Annotated in this window: 19 protein-coding genes and 1 pseudogene; 12 read left to right on the top strand and 8 right to left on the bottom strand. The window is 71.1% G+C overall.

What is annotated here, in order from left to right:
- Positions 1 to 79: 79 nt before the first annotated feature.
- Entirely contained in the window at positions 80 to 208 is a 129-nt protein-coding gene (locus tag OHA03_RS13205) for a DUF6126 family protein (RefSeq protein ID WP_267008034.1), read from the bottom strand.
- Positions 209 to 389: 181 nt separating this feature from the next.
- Between OHA03_RS13205 and OHA03_RS13210 the strand changes: the two genes are divergently transcribed.
- The 3 genes from OHA03_RS13210 to OHA03_RS13220 all read left to right on the top strand — a co-directional run bounded on the left by OHA03_RS13210 (position 390) and on the right by OHA03_RS13220 (position 2,696).
- A complete protein-coding gene (locus tag OHA03_RS13210) occupies positions 390 to 1,472 on the top strand; it encodes an LLM class flavin-dependent oxidoreductase (RefSeq protein WP_093773706.1) in 1,083 nt (360 codons plus the stop codon).
- A 6-nt stretch (positions 1,473 to 1,478) separates the two neighbouring features.
- Positions 1,479 to 2,129 (top strand): FMN reductase, encoded by a 651-nt coding sequence (locus OHA03_RS13215; protein ID WP_267003901.1) that lies wholly within the window; start codon positions 1,479 to 1,481, stop codon positions 2,127 to 2,129.
- A gap of 144 nt (positions 2,130 to 2,273) precedes the next feature.
- Positions 2,274 to 2,696 carry a universal stress protein gene (locus OHA03_RS13220; RefSeq protein ID WP_030931386.1) on the top strand — a complete coding sequence of 141 codons (423 nt, stop codon included), beginning with the start codon at positions 2,274 to 2,276 and terminating at the stop codon, positions 2,694 to 2,696.
- 64 nt (positions 2,697 to 2,760) lie between these two features.
- Here OHA03_RS13220 and OHA03_RS13225 read toward each other — a convergent pair whose 3' ends face one another.
- Both OHA03_RS13225 and OHA03_RS13230 read right to left on the bottom strand, forming a co-directional pair.
- Positions 2,761 to 3,906, bottom strand: coding sequence for a MerR family transcriptional regulator (locus OHA03_RS13225; RefSeq protein ID WP_267003903.1), 1,146 nt, complete (start codon positions 3,904 to 3,906; stop codon positions 2,761 to 2,763).
- Positions 3,907 to 4,007: 101 nt separating this feature from the next.
- Positions 4,008 to 4,409: a hypothetical protein gene (locus OHA03_RS13230; RefSeq protein ID WP_267003905.1), complete on the bottom strand. Its 402-nt coding sequence runs from the start codon at positions 4,407 to 4,409 to the stop codon at positions 4,008 to 4,010.
- Positions 4,410 to 4,530: 121 nt separating this feature from the next.
- Between OHA03_RS13230 and OHA03_RS13235 the strand changes: the two genes are divergently transcribed.
- The 4 genes from OHA03_RS13235 to OHA03_RS13250 all read left to right on the top strand — a co-directional run bounded on the left by OHA03_RS13235 (position 4,531) and on the right by OHA03_RS13250 (position 8,840).
- The gene (locus OHA03_RS13235; protein ID WP_267003907.1) at positions 4,531 to 5,505 is read left to right on the top strand and encodes a hypothetical protein; all 975 of its coding nucleotides are present in this window, start codon (positions 4,531 to 4,533) and stop codon (positions 5,503 to 5,505) included.
- An 89-nt stretch (positions 5,506 to 5,594) separates the two neighbouring features.
- Entirely contained in the window at positions 5,595 to 6,539 is a 945-nt protein-coding gene (locus OHA03_RS13240; RefSeq protein WP_267003909.1) for an NADP-dependent oxidoreductase, read from the top strand.
- Between the two features lie 68 nt (positions 6,540 to 6,607).
- Positions 6,608 to 6,853 (top strand): DUF2630 family protein, encoded by a 246-nt coding sequence (locus tag OHA03_RS13245; RefSeq protein ID WP_267003911.1) that lies wholly within the window; start codon positions 6,608 to 6,610, stop codon positions 6,851 to 6,853.
- A 25-nt stretch (positions 6,854 to 6,878) separates the two neighbouring features.
- Positions 6,879 to 8,840, top strand: coding sequence for an FUSC family protein (locus tag OHA03_RS13250; protein ID WP_267003913.1), 1,962 nt, complete (start codon positions 6,879 to 6,881; stop codon positions 8,838 to 8,840).
- Positions 8,841 to 8,936: 96 nt separating this feature from the next.
- Here the strand turns inward: OHA03_RS13250 and OHA03_RS13255 are convergent, their stop codons facing one another.
- Positions 8,937 to 9,347, bottom strand: a complete 411-nt coding sequence (locus OHA03_RS13255; RefSeq protein WP_267003915.1) for an RNA-binding S4 domain-containing protein — start codon at positions 9,345 to 9,347, stop codon at positions 8,937 to 8,939.
- A 239-nt stretch (positions 9,348 to 9,586) separates the two neighbouring features.
- Here OHA03_RS13255 and OHA03_RS13260 point away from each other — a divergent pair, with 239 nt between their 5' ends.
- From OHA03_RS13260 to OHA03_RS13270, 3 genes are all read left to right on the top strand, one after another.
- Positions 9,587 to 11,074: an APC family permease gene (locus OHA03_RS13260; RefSeq protein WP_267008035.1), complete on the top strand. Its 1,488-nt coding sequence runs from the start codon at positions 9,587 to 9,589 to the stop codon at positions 11,072 to 11,074.
- The gene (locus OHA03_RS13265; RefSeq protein ID WP_267003917.1) at positions 11,074 to 12,042 is read left to right on the top strand and encodes a hypothetical protein; all 969 of its coding nucleotides are present in this window, start codon (positions 11,074 to 11,076) and stop codon (positions 12,040 to 12,042) included. The genes OHA03_RS13260 and OHA03_RS13265 overlap by 1 nt, the downstream gene beginning before the upstream one ends.
- A gap of 306 nt (positions 12,043 to 12,348) precedes the next feature.
- Positions 12,349 to 14,118 carry a VWA domain-containing protein gene (locus OHA03_RS13270; RefSeq protein WP_267003919.1) on the top strand — a complete coding sequence of 590 codons (1,770 nt, stop codon included), beginning with the start codon at positions 12,349 to 12,351 and terminating at the stop codon, positions 14,116 to 14,118.
- On the opposite strand, the pseudogene OHA03_RS13275 reads toward OHA03_RS13270, so the two are convergent.
- Positions 14,049 to 14,248: pseudogene (locus OHA03_RS13275) on the bottom strand (two-component sensor histidine kinase); the annotation flags it as partial. The gene OHA03_RS13270 and the pseudogene OHA03_RS13275 sit on opposite strands and share 70 nt — an antisense overlap.
- Before the next feature lie 232 nt (positions 14,249 to 14,480).
- Here OHA03_RS13275 and metG point away from each other — a divergent pair.
- The gene (metG, locus tag OHA03_RS13280; RefSeq protein ID WP_267003921.1) at positions 14,481 to 16,085 is read left to right on the top strand and encodes a methionine--tRNA ligase; all 1,605 of its coding nucleotides are present in this window, start codon (positions 14,481 to 14,483) and stop codon (positions 16,083 to 16,085) included.
- 124 nt (positions 16,086 to 16,209) lie between these two features.
- Here metG and OHA03_RS13285 read toward each other — a convergent pair whose 3' ends face one another.
- From OHA03_RS13285 to aspS, 3 genes are all read right to left on the bottom strand, one after another.
- Positions 16,210 to 17,028 (bottom strand): L,D-transpeptidase family protein, encoded by an 819-nt coding sequence (locus OHA03_RS13285; protein ID WP_267003923.1) that lies wholly within the window; start codon positions 17,026 to 17,028, stop codon positions 16,210 to 16,212.
- Between the two features lie 255 nt (positions 17,029 to 17,283).
- Complete coding sequence (locus OHA03_RS13290; RefSeq protein ID WP_267003925.1) at positions 17,284 to 18,213, bottom strand: intradiol ring-cleavage dioxygenase; 930 nt, start codon at positions 18,211 to 18,213, stop codon at positions 17,284 to 17,286.
- A gap of 142 nt (positions 18,214 to 18,355) precedes the next feature.
- Entirely contained in the window at positions 18,356 to 20,173 is a 1,818-nt protein-coding gene (gene aspS / locus OHA03_RS13295; RefSeq protein ID WP_267003927.1) for an aspartate--tRNA ligase, read from the bottom strand.
- A gap of 173 nt (positions 20,174 to 20,346) precedes the next feature.
- On the opposite strand from aspS, the gene OHA03_RS13300 reads away from it, so the two are divergent.
- Positions 20,347 to 22,425 (top strand): SpoIIE family protein phosphatase, encoded by a 2,079-nt coding sequence (locus OHA03_RS13300; protein WP_267003929.1) that lies wholly within the window; start codon positions 20,347 to 20,349, stop codon positions 22,423 to 22,425.
- Positions 22,426 to 22,443 lie beyond the last annotated feature (18 nt).

Genomic DNA, 22,443 nt, shown 5'->3' on the forward strand with positions numbered 1-22,443 from the left:
CAGCCCACGGCCGTGGGAGTTCGCGCCGCAATCGCGGCGAGAACTCTCGCGGCCGTTCGCGTTCCGTCCGGCGAACGGCTCACTTGTGGGCGTGCTCGCCCACGTAGAACAGCAGATAGACGAAGCCGGCGAAGAGATGCGTGGCGAAGACGTACACGAAGACGCGCAGCGTGACGCCCCGCTCCTTCCAGCGCTCGCTCTCGCTCACCGACCCTGCCTCTCCCGGTCCCGGGTGCCCGGCGTCCACCGGGAAGTCCTCGTCCAGGGTACGCATCGCCGACAGCTCTCCCCGGCCGCCGGAATAGAGAGGGCCGGTGCCCCGTTGTAGGCGGTGAAAGAATTGGTTTAAGGTTCAACCATCGCTACTCACGCTTACGGAGGCGGACGCCATGCAGTTCGGGATCTTCACCGTCGGAGACGTCACCACCGACCCCACGACCGGTAGGACACCGACCGAGCACGAGCGGATCAAGGCGACTCTCGCGATCGCGCTCAAGGCCGAGGAGGTGGGCCTGGACGTCTTCGCGACCGGCGAGCACCACAACCCGCCGTTCGTCCCGTCCTCGCCGACGACCACGCTCGGCTACATCGCCGCCCGCACCGAGAACCTGATCCTGTCCACGTCCACCACCCTCATCACCACGAACGACCCGGTGAAGATCGCCGAGGACTACGCGACGCTCCAGCACCTCGCGGACGGCCGTGTCGACCTGATGATGGGCCGCGGCAACACCGGTCCGGTCTACCCGTGGTTCGGCAAGGACATCCGCCAGGGCATCCCGCTCGCCGTCGAGAACTACGCGCTGCTGCACAAGCTGTGGCGTGAGGACGTCGTCGACTGGGCGGGCAAGTTCCGCACGCCGCTGCAGTCGTTCACCGCGACCCCACGCCCGCTGGACGGCGTCCCGCCGTTCGTCTGGCACGGCTCGATCCGCTCCCCGGAGATCGCCGAGCAGGCCGCGTACTACGGCGACGGCTTCTTCCACAACAACATCTTCTGGCCCATCGAGCACACCAAGAAGATGGTGAACCTCTACCGCCAGCGGTACGCGCACTACGGGCACGGCACCGCCGAGCAGGCCATCGTGGGCCTCGGCGGCCAGGTGTTCATGCGGAAGAACTCGCAGGACGCGGTACGGGAGTTCCGCCCGTACTTCGACAACGCGCCGGTCTACGGACACGGCCCGTCCCTGGAGGACTTCTCGCAGCAGACGCCGCTGACCGTCGGCTCCCCGCAGGAGGTCATCGAGCGGACCCTGTCGTTCCGTGACGCCGTGGGCGACTACCAGCGCCAGCTGTTCCTGATGGACCACGCGGGACTCCCGCTGAAGACGGTCCTGGAGCAGCTCGACATCCTCGGCGAAGAGGTCGTCCCGGTGCTGCGCAAGGAGTTCGCCAACCTGCGGCCGGCCGGAGTGCCGGACTCCGCACCGGTCCACCCCGCCGTCGCCGCCCGCACCAAGGAGATCTGACCCACCATGCAGACCGAGGCTCTGAAGATCGTCGCCGTCTCCGCCGGGCTGAGTCAGCCGTCGTCGACCCGGCTGCTGGCCGACCGGCTGGCGGCGGCCGCCCGGGAGCGGCTGGCCACCGAGCAGGACAGGCCGGTCGAGATCCGGGTGATCGAGCTGCGCGATCTGGCCGTCGACATCGCGAACCACCTGGTGACGGGCTTCCCGCCGCACGCGCTGGACGAGGCGATCGAGGCGGTGACGGGCGCGGACGGCCTGATAGCCGTGTCGCCGGTCTTCACCGCCTCGTACAGCGGCCTGTTCAAGTCGTTCTTCGACCTGATCGGCAACACGGCGCTGACCGGCAAGCCCGTCCTGATCGCGGCGACCGGCGGCACCGCCCGGCACTCGCTCGTCCTGGAGCACGCATTGCGGCCGCTCTTCACGTACCTGCGGGCCACCGTCGTACCGACATCCGTGTACGCGGCGTCGGAGGACTGGGGCTCGGCCGGCGACGAGTACACCGAGGGGCTGCCGTCCCGGATCCGGCGCGCGGGCGGCGAGCTCGCAGGGATGATCTCGGGCGGCCGGGCGGTCTCCGGAGCGTCGAGGGCCCTTGGGCTCGACGACGAGGTGGTGCCGTTCGAGCAGCAGCTGGCCGACCTGCGACTGGACTGAACGCCGGGACACACGGGCACCCGGACGCCCGAATGACGGCAGCCGGACCGACAGCCGAGCCCATGTCCGGTTTGATGTCAGTTATCCGCAAAAATGCGCTGCGGCGTATCGGCAGATGCGTGCTGAACCGAGCTGGAGGCAGAGATGGGCAGGATCGTGGTGGGCGTGGACGGCTCCGAGTCGTCGATCAAGGCGCTGCACTGGGCCGTACGCCAGGCCGAGCTGACCGGTGACTCGGTGGAGGCCGTCAACAGCTGGGAGTACCCCGCGACCAGCTGGGCGTCCATGATGCCGGGCATGCCGGAGGACTTCGATCCGCAGGCCGTGGCGATCGTCTCGCTCACCGAGGCACTGGAGGAGGCCCTCGGTGCGGAGGGCGCGGCCGCGGTCAGCAAGATCGTGGTGATCGGCAACCCGGCGGAGGCCCTGCTGGACCGGGCGAAGGGCGCCAACCTGCTGGTCGTCGGGGCGCGCGGGTACAGCGGGTTCAAGGCGACACTGCTCGGCTCGGTCAGCCTGCACGTCACCCAGCACGCGCCGTGCCCGGTGACGGTCGTCCGCGACTGAGAGACCTGAGCGATCCGGTGAGACGGACGGCCCCGCGCGCCGGTGCGCGCGGGGCCGTCCGCGTCTACAGCGCCACCACGTCCGCGACGACGCAGGCCACGTTGTCCGGGCCACCCGCCGCATGCGCCAGGGCGACCAGTTCCCGTACGGCTGTGTCGGGGCCGTCCGCCGCGCCCAGCGCCCCGGCCAGTGCCGCACCGTCGACCACCGCCGACAGACCGTCCGAGCAGAGCAGATAGCGGTCGCCGGGCCTGGCCTCCTGCAGCTGTACGTCGGCCCGCGCCGGACCGTCCTGCCCGGGCCCGCCCACCAGCGCCTTGAGCAGCAGCGCGCGCTGCGGGTGCGAGGCCGCCTCCTCCTCGGCGAGCGAACCGTCGTCGATCATCGACTGGACCAGGCTGTGGTCGTGCGTGATCCGGAACAGTTCGCCGCCACGCAGCAGATAGGCCCGCGAGTCCCCGATGTGCACCAGCCCCAGCTGCGAACCGGTCCACACCATCGCGGTCAGCGTCGTCCCCGACTCGTCCGGCGCACCGCTCCCCGCGACCGCGTCCCGTACCGCCCGCGCGGCCAGGTCCGCGGCATCCTCCAGGGCGTTCAGGAGCTCCGCGGCCGGCACCGCACTGCGCACCGCACCCTGCGCAACCGGCTTCAGCGCATCGATCGCCGCCGTGCTCGCGCCGGCGCCGCGTTCCCCGAACCCGTCGGCGACCGCGAGCAGCCGGGCCCCGGCGAACGCCGCGTCCTGGTTGGTCCCGCGCACCGCACCCGGGTCGGACTGCGCCGCGTACCGGATTCCGAGCGTCCCCAAGGTTCCCCGGTCCATGTCCACCTGTGACATTTCGACTTCCTCCGCTGACAGATGGTCGACGAGGAAGGTCGCCAGGTCCCGCCGGGCCGCCGTCTCGGCCTCCACCTGCGCCCAGTACGCCCGGATCGCCGCGGCTGCCGCGCCCGCATCGAGCGCGACCACCTCCTTGATCCCGGCCAGCGGCATCCCGATCCGGCGCAGCCAGGCCACCAGCCTGGCCGTCTCCAACTGCGTCCCGTCGTAGTACCGGTAGCCGTTCACCGGATCGACCAGGGCGGGCCGGAGCAGTCCCAGTTCGTCGTAGCGGCGCAGGGCCTTCGCGGACAGCCGTGACGACCGGGCGAACTCCCCGATCGTCACGAGCGCCGACGTGCCCTTCGCACGCGCCTCGCGTTCCACAGACCTCCTCGTACCGGGCGGTCCGCCCGGCCCCACCGATGCTGGGGCTTCCCCCGCGGAGAAGGTCAAGGATGACGGAGACGGAAGGAGAAGGGCGGGGCTCAGTCCTTTGTCACGTAGAACGCATAGAACGCGCACACCAGCATCCCGGCACCGGTGACCAGGCCCAGGACGATGGCCGCGAGCACGGTCGTCTTGTCGGACAGGCTGTAGAGGAAGCCGACCGAACCGCCGAACAGCGTGCCGTACGCGATGGCCTTGGCCTCCACCGGCAGTCGCTTCTGCGCCCGGCCGACGGCGTAGCAGAGCGCCGCCAGCACGGCGCCCGAGATCAGACCGAGCGCGAGCTGCGTGCCGGTGAGCACGCCGCCGCCGCGCACGATGGACGTCGCCCACCAGCCCAGGATCACGCCCAGCGTGACGGGCATGGCCCAGCTGAGTGTGCTGGGGTGCTTGGTGCGCGTCGGCGCGGCACGGCGTGGCATCGAAGCGTGTGTGGCCATGGCCCAGAACTCCTTCCGTGGCCCCCTGTTCACTCAAGGGCACACCCGGTTGCGCCGCCCGGCAACTCGAATGGCTCACTGCGCCTGGGCGCGGCGTCGCCATCCGGGATTCCCTTGAGAGGTGCGCACTTATATCTCAGCGGCTCTGTCGGCGGTAGTGCTGGTGCTGCTCGCTGTCCTCGTCCCGCTGAGCGCGCTGTCCGCCTGGGTCGATCTGGAGATCGACAACACGGACCGGTACGTCGCGGCGGTGGAGCCGCTCGCCTCCGACCCCGGTGTGCAGGCCACCATGTCCACTCTGATCACCGACGAAGCGACGAAGCAGATCGACCCCGGGCTGCTCCAGGACACCTCGCGGGACTTCCTGCACGAGGCGGTGCAGTCGTTCACCACCACGGATGCCTTCCGTTCCGCCTGGGTGGCCGCCAACCGCACCGCCCACGAGGCCGTCACCGCCGCGCTGAACGGTGAGAGCGGCGAAGCCGTGGGCATGGACCTGGCGCCGGTGATGCAGCAGGCCAAACAGAACCTGGTGGACAGCGGGGTGCCGTTCGCCGACGGAATCCCGGTCCGGCGGACCGACATCACCCTGCTCTCCGCCGATCGCGCCGACCAGCTGCGCCAGACGTTCCGCCTGCTGCGGGCCGGCAGCATCTGGCCCGCCGTCGGCACGCTGGTGTTCGCCGTCGCCGCCGTGCTCGTGGCGGCGGTGCGCGGCGGGCCCGGACGACGGGGCGCCCCCCTCGCCGCGCTGGCCGCCACGGCGGTCGTCGGGCTGGGCTTCGCGATCGGTGCGCTGGTGCTGCGCGGGGCGATCGCGGTCGCCCGGAACCGGGTGCTGGCCGGGGTGTCCGGCAGTGATCGCGACGGGGCGGCGGCGGTGTACGACGCGCTGACGAGTTCGCTCCGTACGGCAGTGTGGGTCGTTCTCGCCGCCGGGCTGGCGGTGGCGCTGTGCGCGGTGTTCGCGCGGATGTGGGCGGGGCGCGGGTCCACACGGCCCGAGCCGGCCGCACCCGGGAGTGGATCCGGGCCTTTGACACCGCTCACCGCGAAAGGACCCGTCCCCGGGTACAGCTCCGGGCACGACCGCTGACGCCGGGTTCGACGTGCGGCGACGCGCGGGCCGGGGAAGAGTGGAGCCCGAGACTGCGTCACTGTCTGGGCGACTGAGAGGTCATCCGTATGCGAGCCGTAGCCGTCAGCGCGTTCCGGGCCGAGCCGACCCTGGTCGAGGTGCCCAAGCCGATTCCCGCGGCAGGCGACGTACGGGTGCGGATCGAGTACGCCGCGCTCAACCCGTCCGACTGGCAGACCGCGGACGGCGCCCTGGAGGGACAGGCGCCGCATGTCTTCCCCCTGGTCATGGGCGTGGACTACGCGGGCCGTGTGGACATGATCGGCGCAGGCGACAACCGCTTCCGGGTCGGCGACGCGGTCTTCGGACGGGTCACCGGATCGCCGGTCGGCGCAGGCACGTACTGCGAGTACGTGTCCGTCCCGCAGGACTCCGCGATCGCCCTGGTCCCGGACGGCCTCCCCCTGCGGATCGCCGCCGCGCTGCCGACCGCCGGGATGACCGCCGCCCAGATCCTGGAGACGGCGGTGCTCCGCGGCCACGAGAGCCTGCTGGTCATCGGGGCGGCGGGCGGCGTCGGCAGCTGTCTGACCCAGCTCGCGTCCGCCCGGGACCTGCGCGTCCTCGCGGTGGTGCGGGGCGACGAGGGGTGGCGGATGGGGGCGCTCGGCGCCGCCGTCACCATCGACACGACGGCTCGTCCGCTCGAAGAGGCGGTACGGGAGGTGTCTCCGGGCGGCGTCGATGCGCTCGTCGACCTGGTCTCCACCACGCCGGAGGCGTTCGCGGCCATGGCGGCGCTGGTGCGGAGCGGCGGTGCCGCCGTCACCACGCGGGGCGTCGCCGGCCGGGCCGCCGTTCCCGAGGGCGTCGGGTCCATCGACTTCCGGCTCGAACCGACACCCGTTCTGCTCGACGTCCTGGCGGCGGGCGCCGCGGAGGGCGTGCTGAAGGTGCTCATCGACATCGAACTCCCGCTGGAGAAGGTCCCGCAGGCCCTCGACCGGAACCGCGCGGGCGGCGCCCGTGGCAAGACCTTGTTCGCGCTCTGACCCGCGCCCCGGAAGAACCACTCGCAGAGGGAGTCCGAACAAGTCCGAACGAGCCCGAAGGAGGCGTCATGGACGACCGGGAGATCCTCGACAACATCGGCGGTCTGGTCTCCGAGGAGCGAAATCTGCGCGACCGCTCCACCCGGGAGATGGGCCTCTCCGCGAACGAGAAGTCACGCCTGCGCACGGTGGAAGCCGAACTCGAACAGTACTGGGACCTGTTGCGGCAGCGGCGCGCGCTCAGCGAGTTCGGTGAGGACCCGTCCGGAGCGAAGGTGCGCCCGGCCGGCGAGGTGGAGGGCTACCAGAACTGACGCACGGCACCGGAGGCTGAGCGCATTGGCAGATGCCGAGGCGGACCGGAAACGGTACGCGCCGCCGGCCTGGCTGCTGACGGGACTTCGCCCACAACCGGCCCCCGTCCCGTGGGCCGCGGCCGTCCGCGCCTCCGTTGCCCTGGCCGCACCGCTCGCCGTCGGCTTTGCGCTGGACCGGCCCGCGTACGGCGCGCTCGTCTCCATGGGCGCGCTCTCCGGTGTCATCGGCGACACCGCCGACGCGTATCGGATGCGGATCCTCAACATCGCTGTTCCGCAGCTGTTCGGCGCGCTCGGCATCATGCTCGGCTCGTTCGTGTACGGGACGGGCTGGGCGGCCGTCGGTGCGCTGACCGCCGTCGCCCTGGTGTCCGGCATGATGTCGACGATCGGCGCCGTGGCCTCCCTGTCCGGGCTGCTGCTCCTGCTCAACTCGGTTGTCGGCACCGGGCTGCCGCTGCCGAAGCCCTGGTGGGTGGCGCCGCTGCTGCTGATGCTCGGCGGCCTGTTCGTGCTCGCCCTGACGCTGCTGGCGTGGCCGCTGCGGCGGAAACTGCCGGAGCGGCTCTCGGTCGCGGACACATACTTCACGGTTGCCGATCTGCTGGCCGCCGCGGGCACCGACGCGTACGAGGAGCGAAGGCAGGCGGTCACCCGGTCGCTGAACACCTCGTACGACCTGATCCTCGCCCGCCGGGCCCGGTACCACGGCCGCAGCGGCTCGACGGTGCGGCTGCTCGCCCAGCTCAATGTGGTCATCCCGCTCGTCGAGGCGGCGCCCGCGGTGCATGTACGGCGGTGCCCGCTGCCCGACGCGATCCCGGCGGCCGTGCGTGAACTGGCGGAGGACGTCGAGGAGAGCCGCGCCGGCGGGGCCGAACCGGAGCTGCCCGCACCCGACTCACCCGCCACCCGGGCGGTGGACAGCGCGCTGCGCCACGCGGTGGCCGTCGTGCACAACACCGATGCCTACAACATCGACGACCGGCTCGGACGCCCCGCCGCACTGGGGGTGAGGATCCGGCGGGCGACCCGCTCCGTGCTGTTCTCCGGGACCTCCTGGCGGTACGGGCTGCGGCTGGCCCTCTGCATCGGCCTGGCCCAGGCGCTGACCTCACTGGTCTCCATGGACCGCTCCTACTGGGTGGCGCTGACCGTCACGTTCGTGCTCAAGCCGGACTTCGGCTCGGTCTTCTCCCGTGCGGTGCTGCGTGCGGTGGGCACGGCGGCCGGTCTCGTCGTCGCCGCGCCCGTCCTCGCCGAGGTGCCGATCGGGTGGTGGGACGTACCGGTGATGGTGCTGCTGGCCCCGCTGATCCCGGCGCTCGCGGTCAAGGGGTACGCGTTTCAGACCGCGGCCATCACACCGGTCATCCTGCTGCTGTCCGATCTGCTGAACCACCGGGGCGTCGCTCTGGTGCAGCCCCGCCTGGTGGACAGCCTGATCGGCTGTGTGATCGTGCTGGTGGCGGGCTATCTGCTGTGGCCGGAGAGCTGGCACACCCGGATCGGCCACCGGCTCGCGGACACGGTGATGGACCTCGCCGACTACGTGGGGTCGGCATTCGGCACGGCGGGCGCCGGCAGCGGGGTCGCCCGCCCCGACCAGGCGGAACGGGCACGGGCCCGGCGCCGCATCTACCGCGATCTGTCCTCCATACGTTCCGAGTTCCAGCGCGCCCTGACGGAACCGCCGCCGGTCGGCACCCGGGCCGCTGCCTGGTTGCCGCTGGTCGTCGCGGTCGAGCGGATCGTGGACGCGACGACGGCAGCCCGGGTCCGGGTGAACCACGGGGCGCCGGAACCGGCGCCCGCGGAGGTGGCCGAGATCCGGCAGCAGCTGCGGGAACTGGCGGAACGGCTACGGGCCACCGTGGTCCTGGTGGGAGTGCGCACCGAACTGCCGGGCGACGAGGAAGGGGTGCTGGCGCCGCTGCGCCAGGAGGTGGCGGCGGCACGCGCGATCGCCTCACCACAGCCGTAGGCGGCCGCGGGAACGCGACAGGTCAGGGTGCATGTACGCGTTCCCGCAGAGGTGTGCAGCCCACGACGAGCCCGCGACCGCACGCCCGTGCCCGGCTCAGGCCGGGTGGTCCCCGGGGCCACGGCCCTGCAGGCGCTCCATCTCGCGCCGGTCGCGTTTGGTCGGGCGGCCCGTGCCCCGGTCGCGGACCGGCACCTGGATCACCGCTTCCCGCGGCGGCGGGGGCGGACTGTTGTCGACGAAGCACTCCGCGGCCACCGGAGGGCCGACCCGCTTCCTCACGATGCGCGACACCACGACGATCCGGTCCCGGCCGCCGTGCCGGAGCCGCACCTCGTCCCCCACGTGCAGGGTCTGCGCGGGCTTGGCGCGGTCGCCGTTGACCCTGACGTGTCCGGCGCGGCAGGCGGCAGCGGCCTGCGAGCGGGTCTTGGTCAGCCGTACCGACCAGATCCAACTGTCGACGCGGACGCTTCCCTCCGCCTGCGGTGCCTCACCGGAAACCATGGATCCGACTCTAGACGCCGTGCAGACGTCGCGTAACGCTCGTGGCGGTCAGGTCCACTCAGCTGTAATCACAGGACTACGATGCGGTCAGTCTTCCCGAACGGACCGACCGCTTCCGTTCGGATTTTCGAAGATCTGTTTCTGACATGCCGCCACATGTCGTGCCGCTGAAGGATGTACGGGATTCCGGCCGGGGCACGGCACACTTCCGGAAGCAGTTGAGAACAGCGATGCGCAGCATGCCCGACCGGCCCGGCCGTGGGCTCCAGCCCAATGTCCTCGGCACGTTCCACACGATCGTGATGGCCGTGGCGGGCAGCGCCCCCGCCTACTCGCTGGCCGCCACCAGTGCCGTGCTCGTCGGCACGGTCGGTCTCGGCGGGCCCGCCGCCCTGCTGTACTGCGCGATACCGATGCTCGGCATCGCCCTCGCCTACCGGCAGCTCGGCCGGATCGACGTCAACGCGGGTGCCGGCTACTCCTGGGTGGGCAGGACCCTGCACCCGTTCCTCGGCTTCCTGAGCGGCTGGGCACTGGTCGTCGCGGCGACCCTGTTCATGGTCGCGGGATCGCTGCCCGCCGGGACGATGACGCTGACCGTCATCGACTCCCGGTTCGCCGACGACACGACGCTCGCCACCTTCATCGGGGCCGGCTGGTTCCTGGTGATGCTGCTCGTCGTGCTCGGCGGAGCCCGGCTCAGCGCCCGCACCCAGCTGGTGATCTCCGGGGTCGAGCTGGTGATCCTGCTGGTCTTCGCGGTCGTCGCACTCGTCCGCGGGACCACCCCCGGTGAAGGCACCGGAGCCGGACCCGGCGTCGCGCACGCCTTCGACTGGTCCTGGCTCGGCTTCGAGCACTTCGACGGCGTCTCCGGCTTCGCCTCCGGTGCGCTGATCGCCGCCTTCTACTACTGGGGCTGGGACGTCACCGGCAACCTCAGCGAGGAGACCCGCAACAGCCGCCGCACCACGGGCCTGGCCGGGATCGTGGGCGTGCTCACCGTCTTCGCGCTCGTCGAGGTGTTCACCATCGCGGTGAACGTGGTCCTCTCCGCCGACGACATCGAGCGGCACAGCGCCAACGTACTGACCGTGCTCGGCGAACGGGTCTGGCCCGGCGTCGGCGGAAAGCTGCTGGTGGTGGCCGTGATGTTGTCGACCGTCGCGACGCTGCAGACCACACTCATCCAGGTCACGCGCTCGCTGTTCGCGATGGGCCGCGACCACACGATGCCCGCCGCGTTCGGCCGGGTGCACCGCGGCTGGAACACCCCGTGGGTGGCGGTCGCCGCCGTCGGAGGCGTCGCCCTCGCCCTGATCCTCGCCTCCCTCGCCCTCGGCCCGGTCCACCACATCCTGGGCGTGGCCGTCGAGGCGATCGGGCTGCAGATCGCCGTGTACTACGGCCTCGCGGGCCTGGCCGCGGTCGTCGCGTACCGCAAACTGCTGTGCCGCTCGGTCGCCGACCTCGTCCTCGGCGGACTCTGGCCGCTGACCGGCTCGCTCTTCATGTTCTGGATCTTCTTCGAGGCGCTCGGCGAATTCAGCGCAACGGCGCTCGCGCTCGGCCTCGGCAGTCTCGCCGTGGGAGCCGTCCCGATGCTCTGGTACTGGCGACGCGGCAGCTCGTACTACCGGCCGGCGAAGCTCGACGCCTCGCAGACCGTACGGACCGAGGATCCGTCCGACTACGCCCACTCCACCACGATCGTCACCGATTACTGATGGCTGCACGCCGCCGTACACCCCCGCCGGTGCACTTCGACCCGGATCTCGGCGACCGGCCGCTCACCGCGGCCCGCCAGGACATCGTCATCGGCCGCTGGCAGGGCGTACGCGATCTGCTGCACGCCACCGGCAACCGGTGGGCCCTGCGGACCCACCGGATCCGGATCCTCGCCCACGCCGTCGCGGGCAGCACCACCGTGGAGACCTGGCTGGCCGCCGAGCCGAAGAGCGCCGACGCGCAGGTACTGAAGGCGGCGACCGAAGTGGTCCGGCTGTTCGGCCGGGCCGTCGCGGCAGGACGTGGCACCGGACTCGACCAGAACCGGGTGGACCGGGTCGTCGACTGCTGTCTGCGGGCCGCCGACGTCTGCCCGCCCGATCCGATGCCCTGGGCGTCGCTGCTGACAGCGGCCCGGCTGTACGAGGACGGGGCCAGGCGACGCGTCACACAGTGGTGGGACGAGTTGCTCCGCCGCGATCCGCACCACATGGAGGGGCACACCCAACTGCTGCGGTACTACTCGGCGCGCTGGCACGGCACCCACGGCACCATGTACGACTTCGCGCGCTACGCGGCGAGTGCGGCGCCGCCCGGTTCGCCGCTGCCGGTGCTGGTGCAGATCGCCAGGGTCGAGGAACACCGGTACGTCTCCGACGCCACGCACGGGCGGCCCGTCGTCGCGCCGCTCACCGGGCAGCAGCACTGGAACCACGAACTGGCCGTCACGGACGTGCGGCGCACCTGGGACCGGTGGCTCGGGATGCGTGAGGCGGGACCGGTGGAGGCGGAGGAGGTCGGCGAGCTGAACTACCTGGCGCACGCCGCGTGTTACGCGGGGCGGCCGGCGGAGGCCGCGGACGCGTTCCGGCTGCTGGACGGGCGGGCGGTGCGGGTGCCGTGGTCGTACACCGGGGACGCGGCGGCCCAGTTCGCGCGGTGGCGCCGCCAGGTCGCCACCGCGTGAACCGCAGCGCGCGGACGGAACCCCGGCGCCGACGCCGCGGCCGCTCCTGCGCCGGACGACGACGAGCACCCGGCGGTCCTGGATCGGCGTGTCCGCCGTGACGGTAGGTGCGCAATCACGCGGTACGAGAGACTCCAAAAGAATGCAGAGTGAAGTCCGGGCCACCGCCGTCCGATTGACACGGAGGCGGGCCGCGCCACCGAACGGCCGGATCCGGCCGCTAACCTTACGTATCCGCCCTGGCCAGGGATCAATTCCCGCAGTACGGACATTCATCGCACTCAACTCATGCGAAAGGCCTCGCCCATGGGCATTCGGAGCTTGCTGCGCAAGGTGTTCGGCCGCGACCGTACGGAGCAGGACGAGCCGACGACGGCCACGGTCCCGTCCCAGACGGAGCGCACCCGGCCCACGGAGTCGGAGTCGGTCGCGGTGGACGAGCCGGTGGCCGAGACCGCACCGGCAGTCGAACCCGCGTCGGCCGCAAAGGTCTCAGTACCCGCCCCCTCCTCGCCCCGGACCCTCTCGGGCGACAGCGGCCTGGCGACGGACCTGGTGGCGGAGGCCTTCGACAAGGCATCCGCATCCAGCCCGAAGCCCACCCCCACGGTCCCGCCCCAGGGCTCGGCCTCGAAGCGCGTCGCGGCCGCGGCGAAGGCGGAGCCGGTGCCGGCTGCCGCCGAAGCAGAGGTGGAGGTAGCGCCGGCCACCGCCACGGCCGAGGTGGAGACCGAGGCAGTACCGGCTGCCGCCGAGGTGGAGGCCGAAACCGCACCGGCCGAGATCAAGACCGAGGCAGAACCGGTCACCGCCGAAGTCGAGCCCGCGGCCGCACCGGCCGAGATCAAGGCCGAAGCAGAACCGGTCACCGTCACCGCCGAGCCGGAGGCCGAGGTCGCCCAGGTCCTGGAGCCGACCCCCGCCGAGGCCGTCACCGAGCCGGTCGCCGCCGAAGTCGAGCCCGCGGCCGCACCGGCCGAGATCAAGGCCGAAGCAGAACCGGTCACCGTCACCGACGAGCCGGAGGCCGAGGTCGCCCAGGTCCTGGAGCCGACCCCCGCCGAGGCCGTCACCGAGCCCGAGCCGGTCGCCGTCGCGGCCGCCGTCGAGGCCGTCACCGAGCCGGTCGCCGCCGAGGCCGTCACCGAGCCCGAGCCGGTCGCCGCCGAGACCCCCGCCGAGGCCGTCACCGAGCCCGAGCCGGTCGCCGTCGCGGCCGCCGTCGAGCCCGAGCCCGAGCCGGTCGCCGTGGCGGCCGACGCCGCGCCGGTCGCCGACGCCGCGCCGGTCGAGCCGGACGCCGAACCCGCACCCGCAGAGGTCACCGAGGCGCCCGCCCCCGCGGTGGCCGCCGAGGCATCCGCACCGGCAGAGGTCACCGAGGCCCCCGCCGTCGCCCTCGCCCGGGTCGAGGCCGACGCACCCGCGCTCGTCGACGCCTACAAGGCGGCCCAGGCAGGATTGAAGACGCACGGGCTGACCGGACTTCGGGCCACCGTGTACCTGGTGCTCGACCGCTCCGGCTCGATGCGGCCGTTCTACAAGGACGGCAGCGCGCAGCACCTGGGCGACCGCACGCTCGCCCTCGCCGCGCACCTCGACGAGAACGTCACCGTGCCCGTCGTCTTCTTCTCGACCGACATCGACGGCACCGGCACAATCGGTCTCACCGACCACGAGGGCCGGATCGACGAACTGCACGCGGGCCTCGGCCGCCTGGGCCGTACGAGCTACCACCGCGCCGTCGAGGAGGTCGTCGCGCACTACGAGAAGTCGGAGGCCACCGGCCCCGCCCTGGTGATCTTCCAGACGGACGGACCGCCGGACGCCAAGCAGCCCGCCAAGCAGGCGCTCGCCGAGGCGGCACGGCTGCCGCTGTTCTTCCAGTTCGTCGCGTTCGGCGACGAGGACGCGAAGGGCTTCGACTTCCTGCGGAAGCTGGACGCCCCGAACGCCGCGTTCTTCCACGCCGGCCCCGCCCCGAGCGAGGTGCCCGACGCCACGCTCTACCAGGAGATCCTCGCCGCGCTCCCCGCCTGGCTCGCGGCCCGCGAGAACGCCGCCGACAACGGCTGACCAGGCAGGACGACCGGCGGACGTACGGTCACGGCGAGCTCGCCCTCGGGCCGGGCACCGCCGTGACCGTACCGCCGGGCACCACCGCTGCAGAACGTACGGTCGAAAGGCCGAGCACCGACCCCGCCCCATCCGGCGGCAGGTCCAGCGCCAGGTCGTCCCGGGACACGACGCACCGCACCGTGTCGAGCCGGACGCCGTGCCGCCCCGGCTGCGGCGGGCGAATCCCGCCCGGAACAATCCCGTGACGACGAGTTCCGCGAAGATCTCCGCTCCCTCCCAGGACGGGTCCTGGCCACCGGAAGAGGCGGCGGCGTTTATCGGTGTGAGTGGATCACCCACGGGCCGTTAGGATTTCGACCATGGCGGCCACTGGATCCGAGAAGCAGGGGGCGACGGCGTACTACGTCTCGACCCCCATTTACTACGTCAACGACGCTCCTCACCTGGGCCACGCCTACACGACCGTCGCAGGCGACGTGCTCACCCGCTGGCACCGCCAGCGTGGCGAGAAGGTGTGGTACCTCACCGGCACGGACGAGCACGGTCAGAAGATCATGCGCACTGCCGAGGCGAACAACGTCACCCCTCAGGAATGGTGCGACAAGCTCGTCGAGGAGGCCTGGAAGCCCCTCTGGGAGCACCTGAACATCGCGAACGACGACTTCATCCGTACGACGGAGAAGCGGCACACGGACCGTGTGCAGGAGTTCGTGCAGGACCTGTACGACAAGGGTGAGATCTACAAGGGCGGGTACGAAGGCCCGTACTGCGTGGGCTGCGAGGAGTACAAGCTCCCCGGCGACCTCATCGAGGCGGAGGACGGCACGAAGCTGTGCCCGATCCACAAGAAGCCGGTGGAGATCCTCAAGGAGGAGAACTACTTCTTCAAGCTGAGCGAGTACGGCCCGAAACTGCTGGAGTTCTACGCGAACAACCCCGGCTTCATCCAGCCCGAGTCGGCCCGCAACGAAGTCGTGAACTTCGTCAGGCAGGGCCTGCAGGACCTGTCGATCTCGCGCTCGACCTTCGACTGGGGCGTCCCGGTGCCGTGGGACGAGAAGCACGTCATCTACGTGTGGGTCGACGCGCTGCTCAACTACGCGACGGCGGTCGGCTACGGCGCCAACCAGGAAAAGTTCGACGGGACGTTCCCGGCCGATGTGCACCTGATCGGCAAGGACATCCTCCGCTTCCACTCGGTCATCTGGCCCGCGATGCTGATGGCGCAGGGTCTGCCGCTGCCCGGCAGGGTCGTGGCCAACGGCTGGCTGATGGTCGGCGGCGAGAAGATGTCGAAGTCGAACCTGACCGGCATCAAGCCGCAGGACCTGACCTCGCACTTCGGCGTGGACGCGTACCGCTGGTACTTCCTGCGGGCGATCGCGTACGGCAACGATGGCTCGTTCTCCTGGGAGGACTTCGCCGCCCGCTACACCTCCGAGCTCGCCAACGACTACGGCAACCTCGCCTCGCGCGTCGCCGCCATGGTCAGCAAGTACTTCGGCGGGACGCTCCCGGAGGCCACCGCCCCCGGCGAGGCCGAGAAGGCGGTCCAGGAGGGTCTCGCGAAGGCCGTCGCCACGGCCGACCGGAAGATCGGCGAGGAGCTGGACTTCCAGGCCGGCATCCTGGCGATCTTCGAGTTCGTGAAGCAGGTCAACGGCTACATCACGGAGCAGGAGCCCTGGAAGGTCGCCAAGGACGAGTCGCCCGAGGGCCGGGCCCGGCTCGCGACGATCCTGTACACGGCCGCCGAGGCGCTGCGCGGTGTCGCGGTGCTGCTGAACGCGGTGATGCCGGAGACCTCGCAGAAGCTGTGGGAGTCGCTGGGCGCCGAGGAGTCCCTGGGTGCGCTGCCCGACCAGCGCGTGCAGGACGCGGGCGGCTGGGGGCAGCTGCCGGCGGGCGCGACGGTGACGAAGGGTGCGGTGCTGTTCCCGCGCCTCGAGGAGAAGCCCGCGTAGGGCCACGGCTCGGTACACGGAGGCCCGCACAGGGCTCGGTACGCAGATGAGGGGCCCGGACCGGTGACGGTCCGGGCCCCTCCCGTATGCGCGCGTACGGGCAACTCGTATACGTGACATCCGGTCAGCGGGCCAGCGCCGCCCCGTCACCCATCACGATCACCGGAACCTTTGCCGGGTCGAGGATGCGCAGCAGCTCCTCCATCCGGTCCTCGGGAAGCGAGATGCAGCCCTGGGTCGGCCCGCCGTGGTCGACATGGAGCCAGATGCCGCCGCCCCGGTCCTCGCCGAGCGGACGGGTCGGGTCCAGCGGGGAGGCGCCGGGGACGCGGTTGTAATCGATGGCGATGACGTAGTCGAACGACCCCTCCAGGGACTCCCCGTCGAACCCTTCGCCGCTCACCGTGAAGGCCGGGCTCTGCACATAGGGCAGCTCGGTGCCCGGCGCCTCGAGCAGACCGCCCGCGGCCGTCAGCCCGTAGACGCCGATGGGGGTCCGGAGGTCGTTCACCCGGTGCTCGTCGGTCCACCCGTACAGGGCGTTGTGGGCGGGCCACGGGCCGGCGGCCGGCTGCCAGCCCACCGTGGGGTCGTCGCGGGTGTAGAGGACGGCCGTGGCCTCGCTGGAGTCGGGGGAGTTTCCGGTGACGACGAGCGCTTGCCGGGACTCGGCCGGGATCGCGGACCGGACCACCTGCCCCAGCATCCGGATCTCGCGGGGCCCGGTCGGGGCGGCCGGCCCGCGCGCGGCAGCGGCCCCGGGGCCCGCCGCGCCGGCGCTGCCGGTGGGCGCGTGGGCGCCGGTGCGCACGGCGGTGGGTCCGGGTGCCGTACCTGCCGCAGCGCACCCGGTCAGCAGGAGGAGGAGCGCCGCACAGACCGCGTACGGGGGACGTCCGGACGCGCGAGGGCCGGGACGGGGCACGGGTTCGGGAACAGGCACGGGGGGCTCCTAGCAGTCGGCGTCGAGGCAGCGGGGACGGAGATCCCCGCACCAAAGTCCCCGAGCCAGTCTTTGCCGAGCCGACCGACGACTAATCAGACAAAGCGGCCATACGGCTGCATCCGATCCGGTGCGACCTGTCATCCCGGGCGTGTCCTGCTGTGCGAATGTGACTGCGCACGCAAGGGAAAGGGCCCGGAACCGCGCCCTGTCGTGGCGGTTCCGGACCCGTCCCCTCCGCGGGGGAACGGGGCGTCAGAGGTCCGTTCCGTCGTGCGTCTCGTCCGGGTCCACGCCCATCGTGATCGAACCGACGACGCCACGCGCCATGTGGTTCTTGCGGTACGAGAGCTTCATCAGCCCGCCCGTGACACCGCTCTGGTCGTAGATGGTGTCCTCGGTGAGGGTCGTACGCGTGGTGGTACTGGTCGAGTACGGCGCGATCTTCGCCGAGTCGAGCACCGCGGACTCCGCGAAGAAGAACTGACCGGTGTGGCAGGTGCGTCCACCCTCGTACCCGGCGTCGGTCATCTTCCCGCCGACGTGCACCTTGGTGTGGATGTGCACACAGCGGCCCTGGTACCAGCCAGGGAAGATCGTCTTGAACTCCACATAGCCGTGCTTGTCGGTGAGCTGGGTGCCGCGCAGATAGCGCTCGTCGTCGGTGGGCTCCGAGTGCCCGCCACCGCCGCCACCGGGCCCGCCGGACGGGGGTGTACCCGTCGGGGTGCCGGTCGGGGCATCCGTCGGGGCGCCGCTCGGCGGAGTACCGCCACCGCCGGGGCCGCCCGAGCTCATCGACTCGTAACCGGAGTAGATGCCCAGCGCGTCACAGTGCCAGATGTCGACGGCCGCCCGGCTCACGGGCTTGCAGGTGTCCGAGTCGATCACCTTGAGGCGGAGGGTCATCGGGATGCCCTCCTTGTCCTCGGTGATGTCCTTCCGGATCTTGTCGGCGTCGATGTAGTACGGGCCCTCGGTGGTCTCCGAGGTCAGCCGGTAGCACTCCTCGCCCTGCCCGGCGGCGGACTTCTTCCCACTGCCGCTGCTCGTGACCTCGTCGGCCGAGGCACCGGCAACCACGCCCGCCCCGATCCCGGCGGCCACGACCGCCGCTCCACCGGCGAGCACCATCCGGCGACGCGTCATGTCTTTCTTGTGTGCGGGTCCTTGAGTCTCTGTCATGCGAAGTGAGGCTAGGCAGGGGAGCTGGCAGGGGCGTGTGTGTCAGCTGTGCGTTGCTGTGGAAGGCGGCCATGACGCGGAACAGCCCCTGGCCGACGGCCAGGGGCTGTTTCACGTGGAACAGAAGCGGAACCGCTGACGCTTACTTCGCGCCGGTGTCCCTCGCTACCGAGTCCTTGGCCTCGGCCTTCTCCTTCACCGCCGCGGCGGGCTTGCGGAGCTGGATGTTCAGCTCGCGCAGCCGCGCCTCGTCCAGCACGGTCGGCGCGCCCATCATCAGGTCCTGCGCGTTGCCGTTGAGCGGGAAGGCGATCGTCTCGCGGATGTTCGGCTCGTCGGCCAGCAGCATCACGATGCGGTCGACACCGGGGGCGATGCCACCGTGCGGCGGGGCGCCGAGACGGAACGCGCGGAGCATGCCCGCGAACTCGTGCTCGACGGTCTCGCGGTCGTAACCGGCGATCTCGAACGCCTTGAGCATCAGCTCGGGTTCGTGGTTACGGATGGCGCCGGAGGACAGCTCGATGCCGTTGCAGACGATGTCGTACTGCCAGGCAAGGATGTCCAGCGGGTCCTTCGTCTCCAGGTCCTCCAGGCCGCCCTGAGGCATGGAGAACGGGTTGTGCGAGAAGTCGATCTTGCCGGTCTCCTCGTCCTTCTCGTACATCGGGAAGTCGACGACCCAGCAGAACCGGAAGACGCCTTCCTCGAAGTGGCCGGCGCGCTTGGCGGCCTCGACCCGGACGGCCGACATGATCTTGGAGACCTCGTCGAACTCGCCGGCGCCGAAGAAGACGGCGTGGCCCGGGACGAGCGCCAGGCGCTCGGTGAGGGTCTTGATGTCCGTCTCGGTGAGGAACTTGGCGATCGGACCGGCGAGGGTGCCGTCCTCGCCGACGCGGACCCAGGCGAGGCCCTTGGCGCCCTGCTCGACGGCGTACTCACCGAGGCCGTCGAAGAACTTACGGGACTGGCCCGCGGTGTCCGGCACCGGAAGGGCGCGGACGTGCTTGCCGGCGAACGCCTTGAACTCCGAGCCGGCGAAGACGTCGGAGATGTCGACGAGCTCCAGCTTGGCGCGCAGGTCGGGCTTGTCGTTGCCGTACTTCAACATCGACTCGCGGAACGGGATCCGCGGGAACGGCGACGTGACGTGGCGGCCGTTGCCGAACTCCTCGAAGAGCTCGGTCATCAGCTTCTCGATCGGCTGGAAGACGTCCTCCTGCTCGACGAACGACATCTCGACGTCGAGCTGGTAGAACTCGCCGGGCGAGCGGTCGGCGCGGGCGTCCTCGTCGCGGAAGCACGGCGCGATCTGGAAGTAGCGGTCGAAGCCCGAGATCATCAGGAGCTGCTTGAACTGCTGCGGGGCCTGCGGCAGCGCGTAGAACTTGCCGGGGTTCAGCCGGGACGGGACGACGAAGTCACGGGCGCCCTCGGGGGAGGTCGCGGTGAGGATCGGGGTCGCCATCTCGTTGAAACCGAGAGCCACCATCTTCGAGCGGATCGAGGCGATGACGGCGGAGCGCAGCATGATGTTGCGGTGCATGCGCTCGCGGCGCAGGTCGAGGAAGCGGTACTCCAGACGCCGCTCCTCGTTGACCCCGTCGTCGGTGTTGATCGTGAAGGGCAGCGGGGCGGCCTCGCCCAGCACCTCGACCTCGGTGACCTCGATCTCGATCTCGCCGGTCGGGAGGTCCGGGTTCACGTTGTCGTCGCCACGTGCGGAGACCTTGCCGTCGATCCGGACGACGGTCTCCTTGGTGAGCTTCGACAGGGCTTCGTTGCCGGGCGTGCCGGGGCGGGCGACGAGCTGCACGAGACCGTAGTGGTCGCGCAGATCGATGAAGAGGATGCCGCCCAGGTCTCGACGATTGTGCAGCCAGCCGCTCAGCCGGACGTCGGTGCCGACGTCAGAGGCGCGGAGCTCGCCGCAGGTGTGGGACCTGTACCGATGCATCGTCGTTCATCCAGTCTTCGCGGTTGGGGTGGATTCAGCCTCCCCAGGCTACCGCCCGCGCCCCCACGACTTCATTGTCATAGTCACTTCAAGATCATCCGGCGAGGTCAGGACCACCCGCCGACGGCCGCCCTCGGTGGCGTCGGCCGAGCACATCTTCATAAAGTGGGGCAATGCGCACCGAGGAAGTCCTGGCCGCGACGGCGACCGGCCTGTGGCGCTGGGACCACGGAGCCGGTTCGGTCACGCTCGATGCGGAGGCGGCCCGGCTGCTCGAGCTCCCGGCCGAGGCCGGCGTCTTCCGCGAGGCCGCGGTGCGCGCGCGTTTCCACCCGGTCGACTGGAACGAGATCTACGGGGTGGTGAACCTCGCACTCGACGAGGGCACCCTGGCCGAGGCCAGGCTGCGGATCGTGGACGGAGGCGGCCGGGTGCTGCGTACCGTACGCAGCCGCTCCAAACCGCTGCCGGTCGCATCGGCCGGCAGCGAGAGCTACGTACTGGTCGGCACCCTCCAGGAGGTCGCCGAACCGCAGCCGGGCACCACCGGGGCGCACACCCCCATCACCGGGGACTGGCGCCGGTCCCGCGAGGCATTCCTGCTGGACGCGGGGCGGGCGCTCGCCGAGGCCCGTTCCACGGCGGAGGTGCTGCGGGTCGCCGCCTCGCTCTCCATGCCCGGGTTCTCACCGGACGGGCTCGCCGTCTTCGGTGTCGCGGGCGAGCGGCTGACGATCATCGGCCACCACGGGCACAACAAAGGTGACGAGGACCCGTTCGACGACATGCCCCTGGAGACCGACTACCCGGCCGCCCAGGTCGTACGGACCGGGCGGGCGATCTACCTCCCGTCGCCCGAGGAGTACCACCGCCGCTTCCCGGCCACCTGGCCGTTGGCCAGCCGCTTCGGGCGCCGTTCCTGGGCCTTCCTTCCGCTGATCGTGTCGGGCCGGACGATGGGTGCCTGGATGGCGGGGTTCCGGCACCCGGTGTCGTTCTCGCCGGACGAGCGTTCGGTGCTGACGACGGTGGCCCGGATGCTCGCCCAGGCCCTGGCGCGGGCCGGGGAGGCCGAGACCGAGCGGGAGCTGTCGCAGGGACTCCAGCGGTCGATGATGCCGACCCTGGGGCCCGAGATCCCCGGCATGACGGTGGCCGCCCGGTACGTGCCGACCGGTGGCGGGCTCCAGGTGGGCGGCGACTGGTACGACATGATCCCGCTCCCCAACGGCCGTATCGCCCTCGTCATCGGCGACGTCCAGGGCCATGACGTGCGGGCGGCCGGGCTGATGGGCCAGTTGCGGATCGCCCTGCGCGCGTACGCCTCCGAGGGGCACCGCCCGGACGCGGTGCTCTCCCGTGCCTCCCGGTTCCTCTCCGGGCTCACCGACGCGTACGACGACGGGGAGGAGACCGGCCCGCGGTTCGCGACATGTCTGTACGCGGAGGTCGATCCGGAGACCGGCACCCTCGACATCGCCCGGGCGGGCCACCCCGACCCCGTGGTGATCAGCAGCGACGGGACCGCGGTGATCCGGCAGACCGGCGGCGGACTGCCGCTCGGTGTCGAGACCGACGCCGACTATCCGACGACCCGGCTCGTCCTGGAGACCGGCGAAACGATCATGCTGTGCACGGACGGGCTGATCGAGACCGGCGGCCACGACATGGCCACCGGCTGGGACCGGCTCCGACCGGTCCTGGAGCAGCAGAGCGGTGACCTGGAGAAGCTCGCCGACGAGCTGGTGCAGGCCGTGCACGGGCCGACGTCGCACTACACGACGGGCCCGCTGGCCGACCGCCGCGAGGACGACGTCGCGGTGCTCGTACTGCGTCGCGAGGCCGGCACCATGCCGCGGACCGCGCCGCGCCGCACCGCGATGACCATCGCCCAGGCCGAACCCGAGCGAGTGTCGGCCGCCCGGCAGCAGCTGCGGGAGCTGCTGCACGACTGGGAGGACCCGGAGCAGATCGACGCGGCCGTGCTGATGGTCTCGGAGCTGACCACGAACGTCCTCGTCCACACGGACGGCGACGCGCTGATGGTCGCCGAGGCCACCGGGGAGCGGGGCGAACGGCGGCTGCGGGTGGAGGTGGCGGACGGCAGCGACGAACTGCCGCACAAGCGGCGGCCCGGCGAGATGGCTTCCAGTGGGCGGGGCCTGGTGCTGATGGAGATGCTGGCCGATGCGTGGGGGGTGGATCCGCGAGGGGCGGGGAAGTCGATCTGGTTCGAGCTGCACGAGTCGTAGGGGGCGGCCCGGGTGCGT

Origin of the sequence: Streptomyces sp. NBC_00154 (genome assembly GCF_026342835.1) — a bacterium.
GTDB lineage: Bacteria > Actinomycetota > Actinomycetes > Streptomycetales > Streptomycetaceae > Streptomyces.

What these genes read in the sequence shown, in the direction of transcription:
- OHA03_RS13210 (WP_093773706.1), top strand. Translation starts at nt 390, where the DNA reads ATGCAGTTCGGGATCTTCACCGTCGGAGACGTCACCACCGACCCCACG.
- OHA03_RS13215 (WP_267003901.1), top strand. Translation starts at nt 1,479, where the DNA reads ATGCAGACCGAGGCTCTGAAGATCGTCGCCGTCTCCGCCGGGCTGAGT.
- OHA03_RS13220 (WP_030931386.1), top strand. Translation starts at nt 2,274, where the DNA reads ATGGGCAGGATCGTGGTGGGCGTGGACGGCTCCGAGTCGTCGATCAAG.
- OHA03_RS13230 (WP_267003905.1), bottom strand. Translation starts at nt 4,409, where the DNA reads ATGGCCACACACGCTTCGATGCCACGCCGTGCCGCGCCGACGCGCACC.
- OHA03_RS13240 (WP_267003909.1), top strand. Translation starts at nt 5,595, where the DNA reads ATGCGAGCCGTAGCCGTCAGCGCGTTCCGGGCCGAGCCGACCCTGGTC.
- OHA03_RS13245 (WP_267003911.1), top strand. Translation starts at nt 6,608, where the DNA reads ATGGACGACCGGGAGATCCTCGACAACATCGGCGGTCTGGTCTCCGAG.
- OHA03_RS13255 (WP_267003915.1), bottom strand. Translation starts at nt 9,347, where the DNA reads ATGGTTTCCGGTGAGGCACCGCAGGCGGAGGGAAGCGTCCGCGTCGAC.
- OHA03_RS13260 (WP_267008035.1), top strand. Translation starts at nt 9,587, where the DNA reads ATGCCCGACCGGCCCGGCCGTGGGCTCCAGCCCAATGTCCTCGGCACG.
- OHA03_RS13265 (WP_267003917.1), top strand. Translation starts at nt 11,074, where the DNA reads ATGGCTGCACGCCGCCGTACACCCCCGCCGGTGCACTTCGACCCGGAT.
- OHA03_RS13270 (WP_267003919.1), top strand. Translation starts at nt 12,349, where the DNA reads ATGGGCATTCGGAGCTTGCTGCGCAAGGTGTTCGGCCGCGACCGTACG.
- metG (WP_267003921.1), top strand. Translation starts at nt 14,481, where the DNA reads ATGGCGGCCACTGGATCCGAGAAGCAGGGGGCGACGGCGTACTACGTC.
- OHA03_RS13290 (WP_267003925.1), bottom strand. Translation starts at nt 18,213, where the DNA reads ATGACAGAGACTCAAGGACCCGCACACAAGAAAGACATGACGCGTCGC.
- aspS (WP_267003927.1), bottom strand. Translation starts at nt 20,173, where the DNA reads ATGCATCGGTACAGGTCCCACACCTGCGGCGAGCTCCGCGCCTCTGAC.
- OHA03_RS13300 (WP_267003929.1), top strand. Translation starts at nt 20,347, where the DNA reads ATGCGCACCGAGGAAGTCCTGGCCGCGACGGCGACCGGCCTGTGGCGC.